This window comes from Streptomyces sp. NPDC025784 (assembly GCF_055558435.1).
Genome location: NZ_JBVHMN010000014.1, coordinates 229,539 through 245,070 on the forward strand (window position 1 = coordinate 229,539; position 15,532 = coordinate 245,070).

Sequence of the window (15,532 nt, forward strand, 5' to 3'; positions counted from 1 at the left end):
CTCTCAAGGAACTCCAAAGGGGGAGCCGCCCCGCGGGACGACGGGCGTACGGATACTGGGGGCATGACCGCTCACGAGGGAGCCACCGTCCTCGTCGTCGAGGACGAGCCGAGCATCGCGGACGTCCTCGCCATCGCCCTGCGCTACCACCGCTTCGAGGTGATGACCGCCGGCACCGTCCGTGAGGCGCTCGCGCTCGCCGAGCGCACCCGGCCCGACGCGGCCCTGCTCGACGTGATGCTGCCGGACGGCGACGGCCGGGCGCTCGGCCGTGAACTGCGCGGACGGCGACCGGACCTGGCGATCGTGTTCCTCACCGCGCGGGACGCCCCCGCCGAGATCGTGGGCGCGCTCGGCTTCGGCGACGACTACATCACCAAGCCGTTCAACATCGACGAGGTCGTCGCCCGGATCACCGCCGTCCTGCGCCGCACCCGCTCCGACGACGTCCTGCCGCAGCGTCCGCCGCTGCGCTACGGCGACCTGGAGCTGGACGAGACGACGTACCGCGTCCACCGCTCGGGCCGCACGGTCGAACTCACCCCCACCGAGTACGCCCTGCTGCGCTTCCTCGTCCGCAACGGCGGGCGGATCGTCCCCAAGGAGCAACTCCTGCGTCACGTATGGCAGTACGAGCACTCCGCCGAGTCCACCGTCGTGGAGACGTACATCAGCTATCTGCGACGCAAGCTCGAACCCCTGGGCCCGCCGATGATCCAGACCCGGCGGGGCGTCGGCTACGGGCTCGCCTGATGATCCGGCTCCCGCCCTACATCCCGCTCCCCCGCTGCCGGCACGGTCTGCGCTCCCTGCGCGGCAAGCTGACCCTCGCGAACGTGGCCCTGCTGGCCCTCGGCATCGTCGTGACGACCGCCGTGAGCCTGATGGGCATGCGGCACTATCTGCTCGACCAGGTCGACGCGGAGCTCGACCAGACACGGAAGTCGCTGAGCAGCGCCCGGCTCAGCATGCGGGAGATCGACTCGCTGAGCACCCTCGCCTTCATCCGCGACCGGCTCGTCCCCGCGACCGAGCAGTCCCCGAAACCGGACTCGGTCTTCGCCTGGGTCGACGGGAACGGCGACGCGGTCTCCCTCGGCGGCTTCGAACCGACCGACACCCAGAAGGCCTTCGCGGCCGCCGTGGGCGACCCCGGCGCGCTCGCCCGCGCCGGGGAACCGCACGACGTCACCGTGCGCGGGGACGCCTACCGGGCGACCGCCGCCCGGCTCACCGACGGCACGTACGTCCTGCTCGCCACGTCGACGGAGGGCCTGCACAAGGGCATAGCGAAGGCGCTCCGGCTCGATCTGACCGTCGGCACCCTGCTGCTGGCGCTCCTCGCGGTGCTCACGATGATCGGTGTCAGCCGCCGGATGCGGCCGCTGGAGGACATGGTGGAGACCTCGTCGGCGATCGCCGAGGGGGACCTCACCCGGCGCGTGCCCTCCAGCCACCATCCGACACAGGAGGTCGAGCAGCTGCGGATCGCCCTCAACTCGATGCTCCAGCAGGTGGAATCGGCGTACCGGACGCGCGAGCGCAGCGCGGCGCAGCTGCGCCGCTTCGTCGGGGACGCCTCGCACGAGCTGCGCACCCCGCTGGCCGCCATCCGCGGCTACCTCCAGCTGTACGACAAAGGGATGCTGACGGATCCGGTCGAGCGCCGCAGGGCCTGGGACCGGATGAACGCCGAAGTCGACCGCATGGGACGGCTGGTGGACGAGCTGCTGACCCTGGCCCGCCTCGACCAGCGCCCCGAACTGCGCTTCCGGAACATCGATCTGAGCCGGCTGGTGCGGGACGCCGCCGAGGACCTGCGGGCCCAGCAGCCGGAGCGGCCGGTGACCGTGGGCGCGGACGGAACGCTGCTCGTGCACGCCGACGAGTCGGGGCTGCGGCAGGTGCTCGGCAACCTCGTGGGGAACGTACGCACCCACACGCCCGTCGACGTGCCGGTGCGGCTCGGTGTGGAGCGCGAGGACGGGGTGGTCCGTCTGTGTGTCGCGGACGAGGGACCGGGGCTCCCGGAGGAGGACGCCGCCCGCATCTTCGACCGGTTCTTCCGGACCGGGGGCGGGGCGGGCAGCGGGCTCGGCATGGCCATCGTGCAGGGTGTGGTGACGGCGCACGGTGGTGAGGTGGCGGTGCGGACGGCGCCGGGCCGGGGGCTGGCGGTGACGGTGACACTGCCGGTGCGGTGACAGCCCCGCGTACGCCCGCCGCCGACGCGGTGACCTGCTAGAACGGACTTGGGAAGAAGCTGACCGGGACGATTGAACGCAGGCAGCCACGACGCCGTACACAGGTGAAGGCGGCCCTGACGTCTCCAGCCCGGTCCGCCGCGCCATCACCGGGCTTCGCACGGAAGGACCGCCGGGTTGTCGTCCAACACGAGTTCTCGACAGCTGCCGCACACGGACGAGGAGACTCCGCAGGCGGGGCCGGCGCCGGAGCCGCCCGCGGACACCGCCACCGGGGACACCACCGCGTCGGGGGACGGTGACACCGCGGGGGACCTCTCAACCGAGGACGACGGCGTCGCCGCACCCGAGGACGGTGGCACCGCCGGATGCCCCGCCACATCCGAGCACGACGGCTCCGCTCCGGCCGGAGCCGCCCCGGCGGAAGGCCCCGCCACGGCGGACGCCACCCGCGGTGACGGCGACCCGGCCGGCACCACACCCGATGAAGGCGACTCCGGGGACGCCACCTCCGGTGACGGCGACGCGGGGGACGAAGTCCGGGGCGACGGCGACTCGGCCGACGCCGCCCCCGCCCCCGGTGACGACGAGGCCTGCGACGGTTCACCGGCGCCCGTCCGCTCCCGATGGCGGCTGCGGCGCGGGCGCGGCTGGCGGCGGAAGCACCCCGTCGCGGCCCGTGTCCTGGCGTGGACCCTGACCTTCCTGGCCGCCGCGCTCGTACTGTTCGCGCTGCTGATGCCGAGCAAGGTGGACAACTTCCGGCCCGCCGAGTTCACCCGCATCCCGGTGGAGGCGATCTTCGGCGCCGCCGTGCTGATCGTCCTGCCGCGCACCCCGCGGATCGTCGTGGCCGCGCTCGCCGGGCTAGGCCTCGGCGCGCTGACGGTCCTGAACCTCCTCGACATCGGCTTCAACGAGTACCTGGGCCGGGGCTTCAACGTCGTCCTCGACTGGAGCCTGTTCGGCGACGCGGAGGCGTACCTGCGGGACACGATGGGCGGCAGGGGCGCGCTCGCCATCGTCGTCGCCGTCGTGGCGCTGGTGATCGCCGTGCTCTCCCTCACCGCGCTGGCGGTGGTCCGGCTCGCCAACCTGCTGGCCCGGCACACCGTCGCCTCGACCCGGACGACGCTGGTGCTCGGAACCGTCTGGATCACCTGCGCGGCGCTCGGCGTGCAGGTCGCCGACGTTCCGATCGCCGCCGACCACACGGCCGCGGTCGTCCAGGACCGTGCCCATCGGGTGCGGGAGACGCTGCGGGACGAGGCGGCGTTCGCCCGGATCGCCAAGAAGGACGACTTCGCCGACACCCCGCCGGACCAGCTGCTGACCGGGCTGCGGGGCAAGGACATGATGATCACGTTCATCGAGAGCTACGGCCGCAGCGCCATCGAGGATCCGGTCATCGCACCCGGCGTCGACGCGACCCTGACCGCCGAGAACGACAAGCTGCGCAAGGCCGGGTTCGCGGCGAAGAGCGGCTGGCTCACCTCGGCGACGTACGGCGGAAGCAGCTGGCTGGGCCACTCGACCTTCCTCTCGGGCCTGTGGATCAACAACCAGCAGCGCTACCGCACCGTCACCGCGGGCGAGCACCTCACGCTCACCAAGGCCTTCCGCAAGACCGGCGCGTGGGACACGGTCGGCATCATGCCGGGCGTCCAGAAGGCCTGGCCGGAAGCCAAGTTCTACGGCCTCGACAAGGTCTACGACTCCCGGGAACTCGGCTACAAGGGACCGAAGTTCAGCTGGTCGACCATGCCCGACCAGTACGCCCTGACCGCGTTCGAGCGCCTGGTGCACGGAAAGAAGCACGACAAGCCGCTGATGTCGGAGATCATCCTGACCTCCAGCCACCAGCCGTGGGCGCCGATCCCGAAGACGGTCCCGCAGGACCAGGTCGGCGACGGCTCGGTCTACGACGCCATCGAGAAGGCGGGCAAGAAGCCCTCGGACATCATCACCGACTCCACCAAGTCGAAGCAGGAGTACGGGAAGTCCATCCAGTACTCGGTGACCAGCCTCATCGACCATCTGGTGAAGTACGGCGACAAGAACACCGTGCTGGTCTTCCTCGGCGACCACCAGCCCATCGCCCGCGTCAGCGGCAACCACGCCAGCCGTGACGTCCCCTGCGCGATCGTCGCCAAGGACCCGAAGGTCCTCGACAGGATCGCCGACTGGGGCTGGTCGGACGGGCTGCAGCCCGAACACGACGCTCCGGTCTGGAAGATGAGCTCGTTCCGGGACCGCTTCCTGACGGCGTACGGTTCCACGCCCTCCCCCTGACAGCCCCGACGGACCCCACACAGCCGGTCAGGACGCGGGGCCGTCCCGCGGTGTCCCGTGCCGCGGTCAGATCCAGCCCAGCCGCCAGAGCCGGAACACGCCGGTCCCGTCCGACAGGTACTGGCCGCCCCCGACGTCCTCGCTGCTGAGGACGTACTCCTTGCGCTGCCACAGCGGAATCAGCGGGACGTCCTCGGCCACCACGTCCTGCAGCCGCCGGAAGTCGCGCGTCGTGCGGCTGCGGTCCGCGGCCTGCTGCGTGTCCAGGATCAGCTGGTCGACGGCTTTGCTGCTGTAGCCGTTCTTCATGCTGTTGCCGGTGCCGACGAGCTGGGCGCCGAAGGTGTCCGGGTCGGGGTAGTCGGCGACCCAGCCGACCGCCCAGGCGTCCAGCTTCCCCTCCGCGTACCGCTTCTGGAAGTCGGTCCACTCGTAGCCCCGGGTGGTCACCTGGAACAGCCCGCTCGCCTCCAGCTGCCGCTTGAGCTCGGCGGCCTCCGGCCCGGCCGCGCCCCGCCCGCGGCCGTACCCGTAGGTGAAGCGCACGGGCAGCGGGACCCCGGACTCCTCCAGCAGTTCCCGCGCCTTCTTGCGGTCCGGCTTGGGGTAGGCGTCGAAGAACGACGTCGAGTGCCCGGTGATGCCCGCCGGGATCAGCCCGTACAGCGCGTCGGTCGTGCCCTTGTACGTCCGGCTGACCAGTTCCTCGCGGTTGATGACCGCGGCGATGGCCTGCCGCACCCGCCGGTCGTGCAGCGGCGAACCCGCCCGCACGTCGAGGACGAGGTTGCGGGTCTCGGCGCTGTCGACCTCCGTGACACGCTGCCCGGGATCGCTCGGCGAGAGACGGGCGAGCAGGTCCGGGGGCAGCTGGCGGGCCGCCACGTCGAACTTCTTCGCCTTCCAGCCGTCCTGAAGCGCCTCTGAGGTGCCGTAGTAGCGCAGCACGACGGGCCTGCCGGTCTCGCCGACGGCGCCCCGGTAGCGGGGGTTGGGACCGAGGACGGCCCGCTCGTTCTTCGTATACGCCTTCAGGACGTACGGTCCGGTGCCGTCGGCGCCGGTGTCGGTCCGCAAGGTGCGCCTCGGGTAGCGGTCGCGGTCGACGATCGAACCGGCGGCGGTCGCCACCTTGAACGGGAACGTGGCGTCGGGCGACGACAGATGGAAGGTGACGGTCCGTCCGTTCGCGTCCACCGTGCCGAGGGTGGCGAAGAGCGAGGCGGGGCCCACCTCGGAGTTGATGCGCTTGACCCGCTCGAAGGAGTACTTGACGTCCTCGGCGGTCGCCTTGCGTCCGCTCGGGAAGGTCAGGTCGTCGCGCAGCGTGCAGCGGTACGTCCGCAGGCCGGTGCCCACGAAGCCGCAGGTCCTCGCCGCGTCCGGGACGGGGGCGGCACCGCCCGGCTCGAACGTCAGCAGCGACTGGAAGACGTTGCTGAACAGCGCCCAGGAGCCGGCGTCGTAGGCGCCGGCCGGGTCGAGCGAGGTGACGGCGTCCGTCGTCCCGACCGTGATGGTCCGGTTGTCGTCCTCCTGCGCCGGCAACAGCTGCCAGGCGCCCACACCCACGCCCGCCAGTACGAGCAGCATCGCCAGAATCCGCATGCGAACAGATCGCATCGGTGCCCTCCCCAGGCCCACCGCGCGTCACTCCCCTAGTGACGCGGATCACCTAACCACAGGTGTTTCGGCCGGGGGAGGGGCTTTGTGAAACCTGGACCGGGCGGATCCGAACGTTCATTTCAGGCCTGTTTCACAGCTGGTTCCCAGACTTCTCCGGGGCCCCTTCCCGCCCTGCTCCCAAGCCCGTTCCCGCGGGGTCCCGGAGCCGGTTCTCACGCCTGCCGGGAGGCCAGTTCGACGACCGTGATGTCCGAGGGCGCGCCCACCCGGGTCGGCGGCCCCCAGGCTCCCGCGCCGCGGGAGACGTAGAGCTGGGTGTCCCCGTGACGCTCCAGTCCGGCGAGTGTCGGGTTGGCGGCGTCCGCGACGAGGTTCCCGGGCCACAACTGCCCTCCGTGGGTGTGCCCGGAGAGCTGGAGGTCGACCCCGTGGCGCACGGCCTCGTGGATCTGTACGGGCTGATGGGCGAGGAGCACGCAGGCCCGCGAGGTGTCCCTGTCCCCGAGCGCCCTGCCGAAGTCGGGTCCCTGGCCCTCGCTCTCGCCCTGCACGTCGTTGACGCCCGCGAGATCGAATCCGGCCAGCTCGGTGCGCGCGTTCTGCAGCGGGTGGATGCCCAGCTCCCGCACCTGCCTGACCCACTGCTCGGCGCCGGAGAAGTACTCGTGGTTCCCGGTGACGAAGAAGGCACCGTGCCGGGCCCGCAGTCCGGCCAGGGGCGCGGCGGCGGGTCCGAGGTCCTTCACACTGCCGTCGACCAGATCGCCGACCACGGCGATCAGATCGGGCTGTGTGGAGTTGATCGTGTCGACGACCTTCTGCGCGAAGCCCCGCCCGAGCACCGGGCCGAGGTGGATGTCGCTGACCACCGCGATCCGGAAGCCGTGCGCGGAACGCGGCAGCTTGGCGAGCGGCACGGTGACCCGCTTCACCGCGGGCCCGCGCAGGACCCCGTACGTCCCGTATCCGACCGTCCCCACGGCCGCGGCGGCGGCCGCGCCACCGACCACCCGCGAGACGAAGAGCCGCCGGGAAGGCCCGGTGGCTCCGGCCGTGGCCGGGGCGGATCGTCCCGCGGCACCCGACTCCGCCAACGGGGTCGAGCCGTCGCTCCGGGCTTCGGCGGACGGCGCGTCGGCGAGGTGTGTGGCACGAGCACCCGGCTCCGCGCCGGCCCCTTCGGACGCGCCGCGGCCCGGCGCCGAGCCGACGGTGACGTCGCGCGCCCCCGTGACGACCGCGGCCGCCCCCTCGGCGACGGCCGCCCTGTCCTCGGCGGCGGACGGCTGCCCGGCCGCGGCGCTCCGCCGGGTGAGCCCCCATCGGGCGAGCGGCCGCAGGACCTCGCCCGCCAGGAGCGCCAGCAACAGGTAGAGGGACAGCGCCATCCACAGGAACCCGGGCCACGCCAGCACCTGCTGGAGCCGGAACGGTGCTCCCGCGCGCTCGCTCGCGATCGCGCCGAACATCAGCAGCGGTCCCGCGACGAAGAGCACGGTGCCCGAACGGCGCGCGAGCCCCGGACCGGACGTGGTGTCCCGCACGAGGCGCCGCCAGGCGTACCAGTGCAGCGCGCCGAAGGCCGCCAGCACGGCGAGACCCACCAGTACGAACACGATCACCACGTCGCGGAATCCCCCGTCATGACGTCCGGCGCAAAGCGCGTACCCCGCGCAACCCGATGACCCCGACGACCGTCCCCAAGACAAAGGAGACGACGGCGAGCGTCAGGTGCACCCAGAAGTACGCCGTCGGATCGCCCGCGTCGTCGAACGCGAGCCCGCTGCCGTCCTTGTACAGATTCTTGATGAAAGTGACCCAAATGACCCAGCTCCACACCCCGAAGGCGAGCAGGAACCAGGACACGGGGCGGCTGAGCTTCATGGGTTCAGTATCGCCGCCGTCGGCCGGTACCCGGTGTCGGGGTGGGGAGGGTGGTGGGACTTCCCGACCGGGGCCCTGTACTTTCTCGACCGTGCCCGCCACCAAAAAGACCGCCAAGCGATCCTTGTTGGTCACTTCAGCCACTCTGTTGTCCCTCTCGCTGACGGCCGCTCCGGCCCTCGCCGACGGATCCCCCTCACCGAGCACCAGCCCGAGCGCCACTCCCCCGGCGGACATGTCGGTCGTCGGCGGCGAACGGCTGGGCCGGCCGGGCACCCAGGTGGATCTCGGCAGCGGCGCCCCCGTCCTGCCCAAGGACCTCACCGCACGCTCCTGGATCGTCGCCGACGCCGAGTCCGGTGACGTGCTGGCCGCGCACAACGCGCACTGGCGGCTGCCCCCGGCGAGCACCATGAAGATGCTGTTCGCCGACACGTTGCTGCCGAAGTTCCCGAAGTCCACCGAGCACAAGGTGGTCCCCTCCGACCTGGCGGGCATCGGCTCGGGCTCCAGCATGGTGGGGATAAAGGAGGACGAGACCTACACGGTCCACGACCTGTGGCTCGGCGTCTTCCTGCGCTCCGGCAACGACGCCGTGCACGTGCTGTCCGCGATGAACAACGGCGTCGACCAGACGGTCAAGGACATGCAGGCGCACGCCACCGAACTCCAGGCCCTCGACACGCACGTGGTCAGCCCGGACGGCTACGACGCCAAGGGGCAGGTGTCCTCGGCGTACGACCTGACGCTGTTCGCCCGCTCGGGGCTTCAGAAGAAGGACTTCCGGGAGTACTGCTCGACGGTGCGGGCCGACTTCCCGGGCGAGACGAAGAAGAACAAGAAGGGCAAGAAGAGCCGCGAGTCCTTCGAGATCCAGAACACCAACCGTCTCCTGACCGGCGACAGCGACATCTCCACGTACCAGGGCATCGCCGGGGTCAAGAACGGCAACACCACGAACGCGGGCGCCACCTTCACCGGTGTCGCCGAGCGCGACGGCAAGGTGCTGCTCGTCACCGTCATGAACCCGGAGAAGAACGAACACAACGAGGTCTACAAGGAGACCGCGCGGCTGTTCGACTGGGGTTTCCAGGCCGCGGGCAAGATCCAGCCGGTCGGTGAACTGGTCCCGCCGAAGGGTGTCGACACCACCGCGCAGCCGGGCGCGAAGGCGTCGGGCGGGACACCGGAGGACGACCGCGCGTCCGGCAAGCCGGTGGCGGCCTCCGCCGGCACCCGGAGCGGTTCGAGCGGCATCGGGATCGCGCTGGCGGTGGCGGGCGGCTTCGTCGTCCTGCTCGCGGCGGGCGTGTTCCTCGTCAACCGCCGGTGGCCGCTGCCCGACCTGATGCGCCGTCGCCGCTGACCGGCGAACGCGCCGCGCCGTCCCTCGCCGGTCCGCCCCCCTGGGCCTCCGGCTCGCGCGGGGGCGGCGCGTCCTCCTCCGCCGGGGACTCCTCGCTCGGCGTCGCCGTCCAGGCGGCGCAGAACAGCAGTAGTTTCGCGGTGAAGTTGATCCACAGCAGCAGCGCGATCGGCACGCCGAAGGCGCCGTACATGCTCTTCGAGGCGACGCCCCGCATGTAGCCGCTGAGCAGCAGCTTGAGCAGTTCGAAGCCGGCCGCGCCCATCAGCGCGGCGACGACCAGCCGGTGGCGCGGTGGCTCGACGCCTGGCAACAGCGTCAGGAGGTACAGCAGGAGCAGGAACCCGCCGAGCACGGCGACGGCGAACGCTGCCACCTGGAGCACCGTCTCGCCCCAGCCGCTCTCGTCGATGGACAGCCGCCGGGCCGTCCAGCCCACCGTCGTGGACGCGATGGTGGAGGCGGCGATGGTGACGAGCGCCGCGCCGCCGAGTCCGACGAGCACACCCGCGTCCTTGATCTTGCGCAGGACGGGGTTCTCCTCACTGTCCGGCAGCTCCCAGACGGCCCGCAGGCACTCCCGCATCGAGCCGACCCAGCCGATGCCGGTGAACAGCAGGAAGACGCCGGCGATGACTCCGATCGTGGCGGCGTTCTGCACGAGGCCGCTGATGTCCAGCTGGTCGGAGATCCCGGGCACCTGCTCGGCCAGCTTGTCCTGGAGGTCCTTCTGCTGCTGGCTGCTCAGGGCGGCCGCCGCGATCGCCGCGGCGACCGTCAGCAGCGGGAACAGCGCCACGAAGCTGATGAACGTCATGGCCGCGGCGAGCCGCGTCCACTTCACCCGGTCCAGGCGCTCGTACGAGCGCCACGCGTGCGTGGCCATCAGGCGTGTGACCAACGGCCCCACGCCGGGGAGCTTCTTCAGCCAGTCCATGATCCGACTCTGCCCTCACCTCGGAAAACCAATGTCCGGGTACCCCAAAAACGCAGGACAGTGGCGATCGCCATGCCGATCCCGGACCCCGAGACGGTGTCCGCGCGCTGCGAGGTGAAGCCGAGACCGTAGTGGCTGACGGCGATGCAGAGCAGCTGGACGAGGGCGCCGGCGATGTTCACCGCGAAGAAGACCGCGTACTGGCGCATACCGCGCACCGCCGCGTGCCGGTAGGTCCCGAGCGCGTTGCCCGCGTAGGCCACCGAACAGCCCCCCACGAACGACAGCGCCTTGGCGGTCAGCGGGTCCAGCCCCACGGGTCCGCGCAACCAGACGAACAGGCCGAGGTCGGTGGCGTAGGCGAGGATTCCGGCGGTGGCGAAGCCGAGGAGCTCCTGGCCGATCCCCCGCTGGGCGACGCTCACCAGTTCGCCACCGCGAGCCCGTACATCGCCAGCCAGACCAGGCCGATGAGCGCGAGGGCACGGTCGTGCAGGACCACGTCCTCGGGCTCACCCGCGGTGCCGCGGTCGGCGAAGACGGCGTAGCGCAGGATCGCGAGGATGAAGGCCACCATCGACAGCTGCCGCCACGGGAGCAGGCCGGTGCTCGGCACCCCGCCCTCTTCGAGGGCCCACAGGCAGTAGCCGAGGACGGAGACCCCGGCGGCCAGCTGCCACACGAAGCGCAGGTAGCCGGTGGTGTACTCGGTGAGCAACGCGCGGGTGGCGCCCGCCTTCCCGGCCATCTGCACGGCCTCGGAGTAACGCTTCGCCGAGACCATGAACAGCGCCCCGAAGCCGGTGGTGATCAGGAACCAGCGCGAGAGCGGGATGCCCAGGGCGAGCCCGCCGACCATCGCGCGCATCAGGAACCCGGTCGTGACGACGACGAGGTCGACCACGAGGACGTGCTTCAGGCTGACGCAGTACGCCAGTTGCATGCCGATGTACGCGGTCAGCAACGCGGCGACGGCCGGTGAGCAGAGCACGGCCGCGGCGGCCGGCGCGAGGACCGCGAGGGCGCCTCCGACGGCGTACGCGACCGGGACGGGGACCTGGCCCGCGGCGACCGGGCGGTGCCGCTTGACCGGGTGGGCCCGGTCGGCGTCGGCGTCCCGGGCGTCGTTGATCAGGTACACGGCGGCGGCACAGGCGGTGAACAGCGCGAAGACGAGACCGAGTTGGACGACCGCGTGCTCGGAGAAGAGCCGTCCCGCGGCGGCCGGGGCGGCCACGACGAGCACGTTCTTCACCCACTGGCGGGGGCGGGCGGTCCTGAGCAGGCCGCGGGCCAGACCGCCCAGCCCCCGCTCCGGTGCCGCGGCGGCCGGTGTGCGCTCCAGGAGCGCCGTGCGCTCAGCCATGGCCGCCCCCGATCCAACGGGCGCCCAGCCGGGCCGTCAGGGCCCCGAGGGCGGCGCCCGCGGCGACGTCCGAGGGGTAGTGGACGCCGACGACGAGCCGGGAGAGGCACATCGCGGCGGCGACCGGCGTGGCCACATGCGCGCCGAGTGCGCCGAAGGCGACCGCCGCGGCCACCGACGAGGAGGCGTGCGAGCTCGGGAAGGAGTGGCGCCCGGCCGTGCGCGCCAGCGGCACCAGGTGGGCCGGGCGCGGGCGGCGCACGATCCGCTTCACCCCCATGCTGGCGAGGTGCGCGATCGTGGTGAGCGCCGTCGCGCGCAGCCACGCGGCCCGCCGCTCACGGTCGACGGCGGCCCCGGTGAGCCCCGCCGCGAGCCACAGCGCGCCGTGCTCCCCGCTCCAGGACAGGGCACGCGCGACGGCCGCCACGCGCGGATGTTCCGTACCGCACTCGTGGAGCGCGGTCAGCAGTCGACGGTCCACGCCCTCGCCGAGCCCGTGCGCGTCGTCACGCCGACGGTCCATGTCGAGCCGTCGGTCCATGTCGTCCCGGTCGTCCCGGTCGTCAAGGTCGTCCATGCGATCTCACTCTTCTAGGGAGTGGCCGCAGAATTACGGCAATCTTGGACGACATCCCATTAATCACCCATTTCGGTGAGGAGCCGTGAGGTAAGGGATGATTCCGATGTTATGCACCCTTGTCGGCGCTACGGTCACGGTCATGCCTGCCGACACCGTCTCCGTCACGGGTTGGGGCCGCACCGCCCCGACCGCCGCCCGTCTGGTCCGCCCGCGCACGTACGAGGAGGCGGCGGCCGCGGTCCGGGCGTGCGGGGCACGCGGCAGCATCGCCCGGGGCCTCGGACGGGCGTACGGGGACGCCGCGCAGAACGCGGGCGGAGCCGTGCTCGACATGACGGGCCTCGACCGGATCCACGCGATCGACGCGGACGGCGGCACCGTCCTGTGCGACGCGGGGGTGTCCCTGCACCGGCTGATGGAAGTCCTGCTGCCCCTCGGCTGGTTCGTGCCGGTCACCCCCGGAACCCGCTACGTGACGGTCGGCGGCGCGATCGGCGCGGACATCCACGGCAAGAACCACCACGTGTCGGGCTCGTTCGCCCGCCATGTCCTCTCCTTCGAACTCCTCACCGCCGACGGCCGGATCCGTACGGTCGGCCGCGGCACCCCCCTCTTCGACGCGACGGCCGGCGGCATGGGCCTGACCGGTGTGATCCTCACGGCGACCGTCCGGCTCCAGCCCGTCGAGACCGCGCTGATGTCCGTCGACACCGAACGCGCCGCGGACCTGGACGACTTGATGGCCCGCCTCACCGCCACCGACCACCGCTACCGGTATTCGGTCGCCTGGATCGACCTGCTCGCCCGAGGCACCTCCCTGGGACGCTCGGTACTGACCCGGGGCGAGCACGCGCCGCTGGACGCGCTGCCGCCCCGCGCGCGCCGGCACCCGCTGGCGTTCCGGCCCGCACAGTTCCCCTCCGCCCCGTCGTTCGTGCCGGAGGGCCTTTTGGGGCGTACGACGGTGGGGCTGTTCAACGAGCTCTGGTACCGCAAGGCGCCACGCGCGCGTGCCGGTGAACTGCAGAAGATCTCGACCTTCTTCCACCCCCTCGACGGCGTTCCGCACTGGAACCGGGTGTACGGGCGCGGCGGCTTCGTCCAGTACCAGTTCGTCGTCGGACACGGGCAGGAGGAGGCCCTGCACCGGATCGTGCGGCGTATCTCCGAGCACCGGTGCCCGTCCTTCCTCGCCGTCCTCAAGCGCTTCGGGGAGGCCGACCCCGGCTGGCTGTCCTTCCCCGTGCCCGGCTGGACCCTCGCCCTGGACGTCCCCGCGAACCTGACGGGGCTCGGCGCCTTCCTCGACGAACTGGACGAGGAGGTGGCCGCGGCGGGCGGCCGGGTGTACCTGGCCAAGGACGCGCGGCTGCGCCCCGAGCTGCTGGCCGGGATGTATCCGCGGATCGCCGCGTTCCGCGCCCTGCGGCAGGAACTGGACCCCGCGCGGGTCTTCACCTCCGACCTGTCCCGACGCCTCGACCTCTAGTCCCGCGCTCCGGCCTCGCATCCCGCGCGCCGGCCGCCACTCCCGCACGCCCCTCGCGGCCCGTCTCCGTCCCCGTCGTCCGCGCCCCCCGTCGCCCGCCCTCTCTCGCCCTTAGGAGCTGCCATGAAGGACGCCTTCGGCATCCCCCAGTCCCTGCTGATCCTCGGCGGTACGTCCGAGATCGCGCTGGCCACCGCGCGGCGTCTGATCGTCCGGCGCACCCGCACCGTGTGGCTGGCCGGACGCCCGTCGCCGGAGCTGGAGCAGGCCGCCGCGCAACTGCGCGGGATGGGCGCGGACGTCCGTACCGTCGCCTTCGACGCCCTCGACAGCGCCTCCCACGAGACCGTGCTCGGCAAGGTCTTCGCGGAGGGCGACATCGACCTGGTGCTGCTCGCCTTCGGCGTCCTCGGCGACCAGGCACGGGACGAGAAGGAGCCATTGGCCGCGGCGCGGGTCGCGCAGACCAACTACACGGGCGCGGTGTCCGCGGGCCTGATCGCGGCGCGGGCGCTCCAGTCCCAGGGGCACGGCTCCCTCGTGGTGCTCTCCTCGGTCGCCGGTGAGCGCGCCCGCCGCTCCAACTTCATCTACGGCTCCAGCAAGGCGGGCCTCGACGCCTTCTCGCAGGGCCTGGGCGACGCGCTGTACGGCACGGGCGTGCACGTGATGGTCGTACGGCCCGGATTCGTGCGGACGAAGATGACGGCGGGGCTGCCGCAGGCACCGATGGCCACCACCCCCGAGGCGGTCGCGGCGGCCGTCGAGACGGGTCTGCGGCGGCGCTCGGAAACGGTGTGGGTACCGGGGGCGCTGCGGTTCGTGATGGCGGCCCTGCGGCACCTCCCGCGCCCGCTGTTCCGGCGACTGCCGATCTGACACCCGCTCGGGCGCCGGGCCGGGCTCCTGACAGGCGCCGGGCCACGGGCCCGGCGGGGCGTGGGTGCCGGGTGCGCGCGGCGGCCGGGCGTCCGGTGACGCACCCATGGGGTCACCCCGGGCAAGGTCCCGAGGGACGCTCAGCGGGCCGCGACGCTCACCGCGCCGGCAGCGTGCTGTCGACCTCGGGTGCCCCCGCCTGCGGCGGCACCAGCGTGCCGCCGAAGGGGAACTCCCGCAGCTTGCGCCAGATGCCGTCGGCGCCCTGCTCGTAGAGCGCGAATCCGGCGCACGGCCACTGGGCCTCGTACCCGGACAGCTCCTCGAAGGCCCGGTCCATCGCGGCGTCGTCGATGCCGTGCGCCACGGTGACGTGCGGGTGATACGGGAAGTGCAGCTCACGGGCGACGGGACCGGACGCGTCCCGGACCTGCATCTGGAGCCGGGTGCAGGCCTCTGCCCCCTCGACGACCCGCACGAAGACGACGGGCGACAGGGGGCGGAAGGTGCCCGTGCCGTACAGCCGCATCGGGAAGGGGCGCCCGGCGGTGGCGACCCCGGTGAGGTGCGCCTCGACCGCGGGCAGCGCCGAGTCGTCGACCTCCGTCGGCGGCAGCAGGGTGACGTGCGTGGGGATGCCGGAAGCCGCGGCGTCGCCGAAGCTCAGGCGCCGCTCCTGGAGCAGGCTGCCGTGAGGCTCCGGGACCGCGATCGACACGCCGATCGTTACGGTCCCCACGTCGTCTCCTGTCGTTGTTTCGAGGTCCGCCGCCCCGGCGCGGGCAGGGGTGGCTGCTCGACCGGTCCGGCTGTCGACTGTACGGCGGTACGGCCCGTCGGCGGCGGCCGTACGAGTGTCGCGCTCGTCTCGTACGCACTGCAGAACGGGCTGTGGTAGGGGCGGTC

At 72.1% G+C, this 15,532-nt stretch carries 14 protein-coding genes; 6 read left to right on the forward strand and 8 right to left on the reverse strand.

What is annotated here, in order from left to right; all coding sequences use genetic code 11:
* The first annotated feature begins 63 nt into the window (after nt 1–63).
* The 3 genes from ACZ4IF_RS29340 to ACZ4IF_RS29350 all read left to right on the forward strand — a co-directional run bounded on the left by ACZ4IF_RS29340 (nt 64) and on the right by ACZ4IF_RS29350 (nt 4,496).
* Complete coding sequence (locus ACZ4IF_RS29340) at nt 64–753, forward strand: response regulator transcription factor (RefSeq protein WP_467568073.1); 690 nt, start codon at nt 64–66, stop codon at nt 751–753.
* Nucleotides 753–2,204 carry a sensor histidine kinase gene (locus ACZ4IF_RS29345; protein WP_467568075.1) on the forward strand — a complete coding sequence of 484 codons (1,452 nt, stop codon included), beginning with the start codon at nt 753–755 and terminating at the stop codon, nt 2,202–2,204. The genes ACZ4IF_RS29340 and ACZ4IF_RS29345 overlap by 1 nt, the downstream gene beginning before the upstream one ends.
* A 177-nt stretch (nt 2,205–2,381) precedes the next feature.
* Nucleotides 2,382–4,496: a sulfatase-like hydrolase/transferase gene (locus tag ACZ4IF_RS29350; RefSeq protein ID WP_467568077.1), complete on the forward strand. Its 2,115-nt coding sequence runs from the start codon at nt 2,382–2,384 to the stop codon at nt 4,494–4,496.
* Between the two features lie 66 nt (nt 4,497–4,562).
* Here the strand turns inward: ACZ4IF_RS29350 and ACZ4IF_RS29355 are convergent, their stop codons facing one another.
* From ACZ4IF_RS29355 to ACZ4IF_RS29365, 3 genes are all read right to left on the reverse strand, one after another.
* Nucleotides 4,563–6,119, reverse strand: a complete 1,557-nt coding sequence (locus tag ACZ4IF_RS29355) for an ABC transporter substrate-binding protein (protein WP_467568079.1) — start codon at nt 6,117–6,119, stop codon at nt 4,563–4,565.
* Nucleotides 6,120–6,334: 215 nt separating this feature from the next.
* On the reverse strand, nt 6,335–7,747 hold the full coding sequence (locus ACZ4IF_RS29360) for a metallophosphoesterase (RefSeq protein WP_467568081.1): 1,413 nt from the start codon (nt 7,745–7,747) through the stop codon (nt 6,335–6,337).
* Between the two features lie 16 nt (nt 7,748–7,763).
* Complete coding sequence (locus tag ACZ4IF_RS29365; protein WP_028802923.1) at nt 7,764–8,006, reverse strand: SCO4848 family membrane protein; 243 nt, start codon at nt 8,004–8,006, stop codon at nt 7,764–7,766.
* Nucleotides 8,007–8,097: 91 nt separating this feature from the next.
* Between ACZ4IF_RS29365 and ACZ4IF_RS29370 the strand changes: the two genes are divergently transcribed.
* A complete protein-coding gene (locus tag ACZ4IF_RS29370) occupies nt 8,098–9,372 on the forward strand; it encodes a D-alanyl-D-alanine carboxypeptidase family protein (protein ID WP_467568083.1) in 1,275 nt (424 codons plus the stop codon).
* On the opposite strand, the gene ACZ4IF_RS29375 is transcribed toward ACZ4IF_RS29370, so the two are convergent.
* Genes ACZ4IF_RS29375 through ACZ4IF_RS29390 form a run of 4 tightly spaced genes read right to left on the reverse strand, consistent with a single transcriptional unit; the run spans nt 9,326 to nt 12,201 of the window.
* The gene (locus tag ACZ4IF_RS29375) at nt 9,326–10,309 is read right to left on the reverse strand and encodes a YihY/virulence factor BrkB family protein (RefSeq protein ID WP_467568085.1); all 984 of its coding nucleotides are present in this window, start codon (nt 10,307–10,309) and stop codon (nt 9,326–9,328) included. The genes ACZ4IF_RS29370 and ACZ4IF_RS29375 overlap by 47 nt on opposite strands.
* Nucleotides 10,297–10,734 carry a GtrA family protein gene (locus ACZ4IF_RS29380; protein WP_467568087.1) on the reverse strand — a complete coding sequence of 146 codons (438 nt, stop codon included), beginning with the start codon at nt 10,732–10,734 and terminating at the stop codon, nt 10,297–10,299. The genes ACZ4IF_RS29375 and ACZ4IF_RS29380 overlap by 13 nt, the downstream gene beginning before the upstream one ends.
* Nucleotides 10,731–11,675 carry a decaprenyl-phosphate phosphoribosyltransferase gene (locus tag ACZ4IF_RS29385; protein ID WP_467568089.1) on the reverse strand — a complete coding sequence of 315 codons (945 nt, stop codon included), beginning with the start codon at nt 11,673–11,675 and terminating at the stop codon, nt 10,731–10,733. The genes ACZ4IF_RS29380 and ACZ4IF_RS29385 overlap by 4 nt, the downstream gene beginning before the upstream one ends.
* Nucleotides 11,668–12,201, reverse strand: coding sequence for a phosphatase PAP2 family protein (locus ACZ4IF_RS29390; protein WP_467568156.1), 534 nt, complete (start codon nt 12,199–12,201; stop codon nt 11,668–11,670). The genes ACZ4IF_RS29385 and ACZ4IF_RS29390 overlap by 8 nt, the downstream gene beginning before the upstream one ends.
* A gap of 196 nt (nt 12,202–12,397) precedes the next feature.
* Here ACZ4IF_RS29390 and ACZ4IF_RS29395 point away from each other — a divergent pair, with 196 nt between their 5' ends.
* Both ACZ4IF_RS29395 and ACZ4IF_RS29400 read left to right on the forward strand, forming a co-directional pair.
* Nucleotides 12,398–13,747, forward strand: coding sequence for an FAD-binding oxidoreductase (locus ACZ4IF_RS29395; RefSeq protein WP_467568091.1), 1,350 nt, complete (start codon nt 12,398–12,400; stop codon nt 13,745–13,747).
* Between the two features lie 123 nt (nt 13,748–13,870).
* Nucleotides 13,871–14,626 carry a decaprenylphospho-beta-D-erythro-pentofuranosid-2-ulose 2-reductase gene (locus tag ACZ4IF_RS29400; RefSeq protein WP_467568093.1) on the forward strand — a complete coding sequence of 252 codons (756 nt, stop codon included), beginning with the start codon at nt 13,871–13,873 and terminating at the stop codon, nt 14,624–14,626.
* Between the two features lie 157 nt (nt 14,627–14,783).
* Here the strand turns inward: ACZ4IF_RS29400 and ACZ4IF_RS29405 are convergent, their stop codons facing one another.
* On the reverse strand, nt 14,784–15,365 hold the full coding sequence (locus ACZ4IF_RS29405) for a 2'-5' RNA ligase family protein (protein WP_467568095.1): 582 nt from the start codon (nt 15,363–15,365) through the stop codon (nt 14,784–14,786).
* Nucleotides 15,366–15,532 lie beyond the last annotated feature (167 nt).

Bases quoted from the DNA above. Each gene is read 5' to 3' on its own strand.
- ACZ4IF_RS29340 (WP_467568073.1), top strand. From the start codon at position 64: ATGACCGCTCACGAGGGAGCCACCGTCCTCGTCGTCGAGGACGAGCCG.
- ACZ4IF_RS29345 (WP_467568075.1), top strand. From the start codon at position 753: ATGATCCGGCTCCCGCCCTACATCCCGCTCCCCCGCTGCCGGCACGGT.
- ACZ4IF_RS29355 (WP_467568079.1), bottom strand. From the start codon at position 6,119: ATGCGATCTGTTCGCATGCGGATTCTGGCGATGCTGCTCGTACTGGCG.
- ACZ4IF_RS29365 (WP_028802923.1), bottom strand. From the start codon at position 8,006: ATGAAGCTCAGCCGCCCCGTGTCCTGGTTCCTGCTCGCCTTCGGGGTG.
- ACZ4IF_RS29375 (WP_467568085.1), bottom strand. From the start codon at position 10,309: ATGGACTGGCTGAAGAAGCTCCCCGGCGTGGGGCCGTTGGTCACACGC.
- ACZ4IF_RS29385 (WP_467568089.1), bottom strand. From the start codon at position 11,675: ATGGCTGAGCGCACGGCGCTCCTGGAGCGCACACCGGCCGCCGCGGCA.
- ACZ4IF_RS29390 (WP_467568156.1), bottom strand. From the start codon at position 12,201: ATGGACCGTCGGCGTGACGACGCGCACGGGCTCGGCGAGGGCGTGGAC.
- ACZ4IF_RS29395 (WP_467568091.1), top strand. From the start codon at position 12,398: ATGCCTGCCGACACCGTCTCCGTCACGGGTTGGGGCCGCACCGCCCCG.
- ACZ4IF_RS29400 (WP_467568093.1), top strand. From the start codon at position 13,871: ATGAAGGACGCCTTCGGCATCCCCCAGTCCCTGCTGATCCTCGGCGGT.